Consider the following 8,485-nt stretch of genomic DNA (forward strand, 5'->3'; position numbering starts at 1 on the left):
GGCGCTGCGCGCGGTCGGCCTGGCCGACCGGGCCGGTGACCCGGTGGCCACGCTCTCCGGTGGCCAGCAGCAGCGCGCCCTGATCGCCCGTGCTCTGGCCGGTGGGCCGGAGCTGCTGGTGCTCGACGAGCCGACGGCCGGGGTCGACGCGGCCAGCCAGGAGGCGTTCGCCGAGGCGCTGCGCGCGTTCCGCGACGGCGGGGGCACGGTGCTGCTGGTCGCCCACGAGTTGGGCCCGCTGCGCCCACTGATCAGCCGGGCCGTGGTGGTGCACCAGGGCGGGATCGCCCACGACGGCCCGGTGCCCGAGCCGGCCGGCCACCACGCCGACCCGGACCACGAGCACGTGCACCCGCACTGCGACGAGGAGCCCGCCGGGCTCTGGACAGGCATCTGAGATGGACCTCTTCCAGTACGACTTCATGCTCCGCGCCCTGGTCGGCGCGCTTGTCATCGGGCTGGCCGCGCCGGCGCTCGGCATCTACCTGGTGCAGCGCCGGCTGGCGTTGATCGGCGACGGCATCGGGCACGTGGCGCTCACCGGCGTCGGCGCGGGCCTGCTGCTCAACCGCTCCCCCGTGCTGGTGGCGGTGCTCGCGGCCACGCTCGGCGCGGTCGTCATCGAACTGGTCCGCGCGTACGGGCGCACCTCCGGCGACCTGGCGCTGGCACTGCTGTTCTACGGGGGCATCGCCGGCGGCGTGATGCTGGTCGGGCTCTCCGACGCCAGCAGCGGGTCGCTCAACGCGTACCTGTTCGGGTCCCTGACCACCACGTCGCAGGGCGACCTGGTGACCATCGGCGTGCTCGGCGCGGTGCTGCTGGTGACCATGCTGGTGCTGCGTCCGGCGCTGTTCGCGGTCTGCCACGACGAGGAGTACGCCCGGGTGTCCGGCCTGCCGGTGCGGGCGCTGAACCTGCTCATCGCGGTGGGTACCGCGGTCACCGTGACCATCGCCATGCGGGCGGTCGGGGTGCTGCTGATCAGCGCGCTGATGGTGGTGCCGGTGGCCACCGCGCAGCAGGTGACCCGGGGCTTCCGGTCCACCATGGCGGCGGCGATGGCGTTGGGCCTGTTCGCGGCCGGCGCCGGAGTCTTCGTGGCGGCCACCGCCGACACCGCGCCCGGCGCCTCGGTGGTGCTGGTGGCGATCGGCTCGTTCCTGGTGGTGGCGCTCGGCGCGGCCGGCGTCCGGGCGGTGCGGCGTCGGGGCCGGTCGACCGGGCACGCGCCGGTGGCCGAGCCGGCGGAGCACGAGGTGGCGCTCAGATGAGGCCGCGCCGGCCGGCGCAGCTGGCATTGGTTACCGTTACGGGGTGACCGGCACGAACGGGTACGACGCCTTCGAGGGCGCGGGCGACCTGCTGCGCGCGCTCTCGGCTCCCATCCGGCTGGCGATCGTGAGCGAGCTGGCCGAGGGCGAGCGCTGCGTGCACGAGTTGGTGGAGAAGCTCGGCGCCCCGCAGCCGCTGGTCTCCCAGCACCTGCGGGTGCTGCGCGGCGCCGGCGTGGTGCGCGGCTCCCGGCGGGGCCGGGAGATCGCGTACGCGTTGGTCGACGAGCACGTGGCGCACATCGTGGCCGACGCGGTGAGCCACGCCGGCGAAGGGTCGTCCTGAGTCGCGGATCGGCCCTGTGCCGATGCCCGCCCACCGTGGCAGGCTGTCCGGCGTGAAGATCTACGCCGACCGTTTTCCGACCGCCGTCCGCCAGTTCCTCACCGATCTGCTCGTGGTCGTCTGGGTGTACGCGGCGATCCGCTTCGCGCTCTGGCTGCACGACCTCGTCGAGAAGCTCGCCGTACCCGGGCGGAAGCTGGAGGGGGCCGGGGGCGGACTGGCCGACAACCTGGCCGACGCCGGCGGCAAGGTCGGCCGGGTGCCGCTGGTCGGCGACGAGCTGACCGCTCCCTTCAACCGCGCCGCGGACGCCGCCCGGGCGATGGCCGACGCCGGCCGCGACCAGCAGGAGCTGGTCGGCCAGCTGGCGCTCGCGCTGACCGTCGCGGTGCTGGTGTTCCCGCTCGGCCTGGTGCTGTTCGGCTGGCTGCCGCTGCGGGTGCGCTGGATGCGCCGGGCCGGCGCGGCGAAGGCGATGGCCACCGTGCCCGCCGGGCGGGACCTGTTGGCGCTGCGCGCGCTCGCCGGTCAGCCGCTGTCGAAGCTCACCCGGATCGCGCCGGACGTGGCCGAGGCGTGGCGGCGCGGCGACGACGCGACGGTCGACGCGCTCGCCGCGCTGGAGCTGCGCAGACTGGGGCTGCGGGGCGGCCGGTAGGGTGTGCCGGTGCTGTACTTCCTGATCGTCGTCGCCGTGCTGCTGCTGGGCTACGCGGGCGTGCTGGTGAGCTTCGTCCGCAAGGGCCGCAAGATCCCGCCCTCGGCCTACCTGGTGTTGGCCGCCCTCAACGGCCTGATCCTGGCCGCGGTGATCGCCTGGGCGATCGCCCGCGGTTGAGCGGCTGTTAAAAGGGGTCCCCTCCTCTACCGGATGCGTTAACAAGGGGCCCTTCCTTACAGGCGGCGGCGGACGTCCTCGGCGGTGGACGGGCCGGGCTGCCAGCGGGCCACCCAGGGCAGGTCGGCGGGCGGGGTGACCACCCCGGTCTCCAGCGAGGCGTACCGGCCGGCGACGATCCGTTTGGCGGCGGCAACGTCGACCGAGTCGGTGTTCGACCACAGGCCGCTGAACAGCTCGTCGACGCGCAGCCGGGCCTGGCGGCAGAACAGGTCGGCCAGCTCGACGTTCTCCGGGTGCTCGGCGAGTTCGGCGTAGGCCCGGACGCAGACCGCGGACATCGCGAACAGCTCGGCGCCGATGTCCACCACCCGGCCGAGGAACGCCTGCTTGCGTTCCATCTTCCCCTGCCAGCGGGACATCGCGTAGAAGGTGGAGCGGGCCAGCTTGCGCGAGGTCCGCTCGACGTGCCGCAGGTGCCCGGCCAGCGGCCCGAACTCCTGGTACGCCCCGGGCGCCTGGCCCCGGCCGACGGCCAGCGTGGGCAGCCACCTGGCGTAGAAGGCGCCGGCCCGCGCGCCGGCCTTCGCCTTGCGGCCCAGCCCCGCGTCCGGGTCGATGATGTCGCCGGCGACCGACAGGTGCGCGTCGACCGCCTCCCGGGCGATCAGCAGGTGCATGATCTCGGTGGAGCCCTCGAAGATGCGGTTGATCCGCAGGTCGCGCAGGAGCTGCTCGACCGCGGCCGGCCGTTCGCCTCGGGCGGCGAGCGAGTCGGCCGTCTCGTAGCCGCGCCCGCCCCGGATCTGGATCAGCTCGTCGGCGATCCGCCAGGCCATCTCGCTGGCGTAGAGCTTGACCAGCGCCGCCTCGATCCGGATGTCGTTGCGGTCGTCGTCGGCGAGCAGGCAGGACAGGTCCAGCATCGACTCCATGCCGTACGTGGTGGCCGCGATGAAGGACAGCTTCTTCGCCACCGCCTCGTGCTCACCGACCGGCCGGCCCCACTGGACCCGGTCGGCGGCCCACTCCCGGGCCACGTTGAGCGCCCACTTGCCGGCGCCGACGCACATGGCCGGCAGCGAGAGCCGCCCGGTGTTCAGCGTGGTCAACGCGATCTTCAGCCCCTTGCCCTCACCGCCGATCACGTTCTCCTTCGGCACGAGGACGTCGTGGAACCGGGTGAGGCTGTTCTCCAGGCCGCGCAGCCCGACGAAGGCGTTGCGCCGTTCCACCGTGATGCCCTCGCTGTCGCCCTCCACCACGAAGGCGGTGATGCCGCCCCGCCGCCCCTCCGCCGCCGGTACCCGGGCCATCACCACCAGCAGGGTGGCGACCGTGCCGTTGGTGGCCCAGAGCTTCACCCCGTTGAGCCGGTAGCCGGTGCCGTCGGAGGTGGGCTCGGCGGTGGTGGCCAGCCGGGCCGGGTCGGAACCCACGTCCGGCTCGGTGAGCAGGAACGCGGAGACCTCGCCCGCGGCCAGCCGGGGCAGGAAGCGTTCCTTCTGCTCCGGCGTGCCGAACATCTTCAGCGGCTGCGGCACGCCGATCGACTGGTGCGCGGAGAGCAGCGCGCCGATCGCCGGGCTCACCGAGCCAGCGAGCATCAGCGCCCGGCAGTAGTGCAGGTTGCTCAGCCCGAGCCCGCCGTACTTCCGGTCGATCTTCATGCCGAATGCGCCGAGCCGGGCCATCCCGTGGAACACCTCGTCGGGGATGCGCGCGTCGCGCTCGATCGCCGCGCCGTCCACCTCGGACCTCAGGTACGCCCCGAACGCGGCGAGGAACTCGTCGGCGCGGGCCACGTCGTCCGGGTCGGACCGGGGCCAGGGATCGATCAGATCGAGCCGGAACCGGCCGAGGAACAGCTCCTTGCCGAAACTGGGCCGGTCCCAGGCCGCCTCGCGGGCCGCCTCGGCGACCTGGCGGGCCTCCTTCTCGGAGACCTGGCCCGCCTCGGCGGGCAGCGGCCCCGCGCCGTCGGCGGACTCGGGCCGGCTGTTCTGTGTCGTGGTCACGGCTGCCTCCTGGATGGTCGGTCCGGCTGCGGTCGACGTGCGCGACGAAGACGACGCTACCCCCGGGTGTTACCCAGGGGTAGCGTCGCGTGCACGCCCGATTTGGCGGACCGTCAGTCGCCGGACAGCGTCCGCGGGTCGTCGTCCTCGTCGTCGATGTCGTCCTCACCCCAGTTGCGCCGGGCGAACGGCAGGATCACCCAGAAGGTCAGGAACCAGACCCCGGTGACCGCGCTGAGCACGAATGCGATCGGCCGGGGCAGCACGAAGTCGGTGATCAGCAGGACCGCGCTGACCATCGCGATCAGCATGAAGAACAGGCCACCGGTGGCCATCCGGTGGGAGAAGCGGACCAGCTCCGGCTTGCGCCCCTGGCGGAACAGCGCCCGGTGGAACGCGACCGGCGAGATGATCATCGCGGTCGCCGCCGCGGCGGCGAGCAACGCCACGATGTAGACGTCCCGCTGAAACTCGGTGGTCCGGGTGAACCCGTTGCTGAACGGCAGGGTCAGCAGGAAGGCGAAGAGGATCTGCACGCCGGTCTGTGCGACGCGCAACTCCTGCAAGAGGTCGGCGAAGTTACGCTGCCAGCGCTGCTTCTCGGATTCCTTGGACACTCGCGAACCTCCGGTGAAGACGGCACGACCGGCGGGTGAACGCCCGCCGGCAGCACCGCCAGTGCCCCGGCGGGGGGATCGCGAAACGCGCTCATGCTCCCCGGCGGATGCGGCCCTCGTACCGGGCCTCCAACTCGGCATTGTGCTCGTCGCCGCCGGTGATGTTGGCGGAGAGGTAGACCGGCGGCTTCTCGCCGGCTGCCAGCAGCCGGGCCACCACCTCGGCGACGATCTGCTGGGCCAGCAGCGCCGCGGTGATCGAGGAGACCGCGCCGACCGCGCCGCCGCCGGGCAGCGGCAGCGTCGCGTCGCCGTACGGGGCGCCGTTGTCCAGCACCACGTCGGCGAAGTCGGCGAGCTTGCGGCCGGACGGGTGCCGCGACGTCATCCGGGCCGAGTGCTGGGCCGAGGTGATCGCCACCAGGCCGTGCCCGCGCTCCTTCACGATGGCGGCGAACTCCACCATCGCCCCGTTCACGCCCGAGTTCGAGGCGAGCACGAACACGTCCTGCGGCCGGATCGGGGCCAGTTCGTAGAGGCGGTGCGCCACGGCCGGCTCGCGTTCCAGCTTCGGGCCGAGCACGTCGGCCGGTTCCCCGCCCCGCAGCACCAGGTCGCGCAGCGCGATCCGGTTGGTGGGGACCAGCCCGCCGGCCCGCCCGGCGATCTCCATGGCGAGCGCCTCGGAGTGCCCGGTGCCGAAGGCGTGCACCACCGCGTCGGCGCGCAGCGCGTCGGCGATCAGGTCGGCCGCCGCGGCCACGTTCCGCCGCTGCTCGGCGGCCACCCGGCCCATCGTCTCGGTCACCATCGCCAGGTAGTCCTCGGCGCTCACCGTCATGCTTCCTCCGCTCCTGTGCACCGGGCGAGGATCGCCTCGGCCAGCGGGCCGGGCGCCTCGTCGGGAATCCAGTGGCTGACGCCGTCGAGCACCAGGAAGCGGTAGTCCCCGGTGACGTGCGCCGCGCACGCCTGCGCGGCCGTCCGACCGATCGCCACGTCCCGGTCGCTCCAGACGTACGTGGTCGGCACCTCGACCGGTCCGACGGCCTTCATGTCCGTCCCGCTCATCGCCCGGTACCAGTTGAGCGCCGCGGTGAGCGCCTGCGGGTCGCGCATCGGCTCGGCGTAGCGGGCCACCACGTCGGCGTCGCCCACCCCGCGCAGGAGCCGCCGCAACGCGGCGCCGTGCAGCGCCAGCAGCACCTTCTCCGCCTTGCCCGGCATCCGGAACAACGCGATGTAGGCGGACTTCGCCTTCTGCCGGGGGTCGGTGGCGAGCGCGTGGCCCATCGCGGCGGGGTGCGGCACCGACACCGCGGTCAACGTCCGCACCCGCTCCGGGTACGCCGCCGCCAACCCCCAGGCCACGATCGCGCCCCAGTCGTGGCCGACCAGGTGGGCCCGGGTCACCCCGAGCGCGTCGAGCACGCCGGCCGCGTCGGCCACCAGCTCCGGGATCCGGTACGCCTCGACGGCGGCCGGCCGCGCGAGCGGCGAGTAGCCGCGCTGGTCCAGCGCGTACGTGCGCAGCCCGGCGGCGTGCAGCGCGGGCGTCACCGCGTCCCACTCGCCGGAGTGCTGCGGGAAGCCGTGCAGCAGCAGGACCGGGTCGCCGCCCTCGGGGCCGCCGGTACGTACCTCGAACGTCAGTCCCCGCGCCTCGACCCGCATGATCGCCACCGTAGCCGACAGTCGCCCTGCTGGGCCCGGGGCAGGCCGCGGTGCTAGCGTCTGCGACGAGACAACTTCACATCCGACAGGGGAGCGCACAGCGCTGAGAGTGCGGGCCGAGGCCCGCAGACCCTCGAACCTGATCTGGGTAATGCCAGCGCAGGGAGTTCGGTCGACCTCCAGCCGCGCCGCCGTCCGGGCGTTCCGGGCGCGGCGTGCGTCTTCTCCTGGTTCCTCATCTGAACTGGGAGTCCGTCATGAGCCACACCGACAGCAACCGCTGGCGTACGGTCGACATCGTCGTCGCCTCGGTGATCGCCGTCGCCTTCGGCGTCGTCTTCTGGGCCTGGGGCCTGCTCTGGAGCGCCACCGACGCGGCGTTCGCGTTCTTCCCGCCGGCACAGGCGCTGCTCTACGGCGTCTGGCTGGTCCCGGCGGTGCTCGCCGGCCTGATCATCCGCAAACCGGGCGCGGCGCTCTACTGCGAGACCGTGGCCGCGATCGTCTCCGCGCTGCTGGGCAGCCAGTGGGCGAGCATCGTGATCCTCCAGGGCCTGATGCAGGGCATCGGCGCCGAGCTGGCGTTCGCCGCGTTCCGCTACCGCTCGTTCCGGCTTCCGGTGGCGGTGCTGGCCGGCGCGCTGACCGGCCTGGGCGCGGCGATCTTCGACTTCGTCTACTGGAACAAGGCCTACGAGCTGACCTCCTACCGGATCCCGTACGCCCTGATCACGATCGTCAGCGCCACCGTCGTGGCCGGCCTCGGCGCGCACCTGCTGACCCGGGCGCTGGCCAACACCGGCGTCCTGGACCGCTTTCCCGCCGGCCGCGACCGCGCCCTGGTCTGACCGGTCCGCCGCCCTGTTGATCAAGGGGTTCGCGTCGGCGGCGGGCGATATCCCTGACGCGAACTCCTTGATCAACGAGGCTGGGGTCGGAACGGGAGGGGGTGTGGAACGGTGAGCGGGGTGGTTCTCCGGGGGTTCGGGTGGCGGCACGGGGGGCGCCGGGCCTGGGCGGTGCGTGGGGTCGACCTGCGTGTCGAGAGCGGGGAACGGGTCCTGCTGCTCGGGGCCTCCGGAGCCGGCAAGAGCACGCTGCTGGCGGCGCTGGCCGGGCTGCTCCCCGAGGACTCCGGCGAGCAGGAGGGCACCGTCGAGATCGACGGGCTGGACCCGCGCAAGGCGCGCGAACGCGTCGGCGTCGTCTTCCAGGACCCGGAGACCCAGCTGGTGATGGCCCGCTCCGGCGACGACGTCGCGTTCGGGTTGGAGAACCGGGGCGTACCCGCCGAGGAGATCTGGCCCCGGGTGGACGAGGCGCTGCGCCGGGTCGGCTTCCCCTACCACCGGGACCGGCCCACCGCCGCGCTCAGCGGGGGCGAGCAGCAACGCCTCGCGCTGGCCGGCACGCTCGCGCTCCGCCCCGGCCTCCTGCTGCTGGACGAGCCGACCGCCAACCTCGACCCGACCGGCGCGGCCCTGATCCGCCGGGCCGTCGCGGACGCGCTCGACCCGGACACCACACTGATCCTGGTCGAGCACCGGGTGGCCGAGGCGCTGCCGCTCGTCGACCGCGTGGTGGTGCTGGAACCGGGTGGCGGCGTACGGGCCGACGGGCCGCCGGAGGCGGTCTTCGCCGCGCACGGCGACGCGCTGGCCGCCGCCGGGGTCTGGGTGCCCGGGCACACCGTCCCGCCGCGGCACGCCACCACGCCG

General features: G+C 73.5%; 11 protein-coding genes and 1 riboswitch. Of the genes, 7 read left to right on the forward strand and 4 right to left on the reverse strand.

Features of this window, described 5'->3' with window-relative positions; translation table 11 throughout:
• From HUW36_RS19465 to HUW36_RS19485, 5 genes are all read left to right on the forward strand, one after another.
• The coding region (locus tag HUW36_RS19465; RefSeq protein WP_174529486.1) for an ATP-binding cassette domain-containing protein at nucleotides 1-397 on the forward strand (397 nt) is incomplete at its 5' end.
• Nucleotide 398: 1 nt separating this feature from the next.
• Nucleotides 399-1,274, forward strand: coding sequence for a metal ABC transporter permease (locus HUW36_RS19470; protein WP_174529487.1), 876 nt, complete (start codon nucleotides 399-401; stop codon nucleotides 1,272-1,274).
• A 43-nt stretch (nucleotides 1,275-1,317) separates the two neighbouring features.
• The gene (locus HUW36_RS19475) at nucleotides 1,318-1,620 is read left to right on the forward strand and encodes an ArsR/SmtB family transcription factor (protein ID WP_091572124.1); all 303 of its coding nucleotides are present in this window, start codon (nucleotides 1,318-1,320) and stop codon (nucleotides 1,618-1,620) included.
• 52 nt (nucleotides 1,621-1,672) lie between these two features.
• Nucleotides 1,673-2,278 carry a hypothetical protein gene (locus HUW36_RS19480; RefSeq protein ID WP_174529488.1) on the forward strand — a complete coding sequence of 202 codons (606 nt, stop codon included), beginning with the start codon at nucleotides 1,673-1,675 and terminating at the stop codon, nucleotides 2,276-2,278.
• Between the two features lie 9 nt (nucleotides 2,279-2,287).
• Nucleotides 2,288-2,458, forward strand: a complete 171-nt coding sequence (locus HUW36_RS19485) for a hypothetical protein (protein ID WP_172967943.1) — start codon at nucleotides 2,288-2,290, stop codon at nucleotides 2,456-2,458.
• A 56-nt stretch (nucleotides 2,459-2,514) separates the two neighbouring features.
• On the opposite strand, the gene HUW36_RS19490 is transcribed toward HUW36_RS19485, so the two are convergent.
• From HUW36_RS19490 to HUW36_RS19505, 4 genes are all read right to left on the reverse strand, one after another.
• Nucleotides 2,515-4,476, reverse strand: a complete 1,962-nt coding sequence (locus HUW36_RS19490; RefSeq protein ID WP_174529489.1) for an acyl-CoA dehydrogenase family protein — start codon at nucleotides 4,474-4,476, stop codon at nucleotides 2,515-2,517.
• Nucleotides 4,477-4,589: 113 nt separating this feature from the next.
• Nucleotides 4,590-5,093 (reverse strand): DUF6328 family protein, encoded by a 504-nt coding sequence (locus HUW36_RS19495; protein WP_174529490.1) that lies wholly within the window; start codon nucleotides 5,091-5,093, stop codon nucleotides 4,590-4,592.
• A gap of 91 nt (nucleotides 5,094-5,184) precedes the next feature.
• A complete protein-coding gene (locus HUW36_RS19500) occupies nucleotides 5,185-5,934 on the reverse strand; it encodes a sugar isomerase domain-containing protein (protein ID WP_174529491.1) in 750 nt (249 codons plus the stop codon).
• The gene (locus HUW36_RS19505; RefSeq protein WP_174529492.1) at nucleotides 5,931-6,767 is read right to left on the reverse strand and encodes an alpha/beta fold hydrolase; all 837 of its coding nucleotides are present in this window, start codon (nucleotides 6,765-6,767) and stop codon (nucleotides 5,931-5,933) included. Before HUW36_RS19505 ends, HUW36_RS19500 begins: the two co-directional genes overlap by 4 nt.
• 77 nt (nucleotides 6,768-6,844) lie before the next feature.
• Nucleotides 6,845-6,951, forward strand: a riboswitch (TPP riboswitch).
• 73 nt (nucleotides 6,952-7,024) lie between these two features.
• On the opposite strand from HUW36_RS19505, the gene HUW36_RS19510 reads away from it, so the two are divergent.
• Entirely contained in the window at nucleotides 7,025-7,615 is a 591-nt protein-coding gene (locus HUW36_RS19510; protein ID WP_174529493.1) for an ECF transporter S component, read from the forward strand.
• 111 nt (nucleotides 7,616-7,726) lie between these two features.
• Nucleotides 7,727-8,485 (forward strand): energy-coupling factor ABC transporter ATP-binding protein (locus tag HUW36_RS19515; protein WP_174529494.1); only part of this gene is annotated, 759 nt, incomplete at its 3' end.

This window comes from Micromonospora maritima (genome assembly GCF_902825405.1).
Lineage (GTDB): Bacteria > Actinomycetota > Actinomycetes > Mycobacteriales > Micromonosporaceae > Micromonospora > Micromonospora maritima.

Coding starts and splice junctions, on each gene's coding strand:
- HUW36_RS19470 (WP_174529487.1), top strand. CDS start 399: ATGGACCTCTTCCAGTACGACTTCATGCTCCGCGCCCTGGTCGGCGCG.
- HUW36_RS19505 (WP_174529492.1), bottom strand. CDS start 6,767: ATGCGGGTCGAGGCGCGGGGACTGACGTTCGAGGTACGTACCGGCGGC.
- HUW36_RS19510 (WP_174529493.1), top strand. CDS start 7,025: ATGAGCCACACCGACAGCAACCGCTGGCGTACGGTCGACATCGTCGTC.
- HUW36_RS19500 (WP_174529491.1), bottom strand. CDS start 5,934: ATGACGGTGAGCGCCGAGGACTACCTGGCGATGGTGACCGAGACGATG.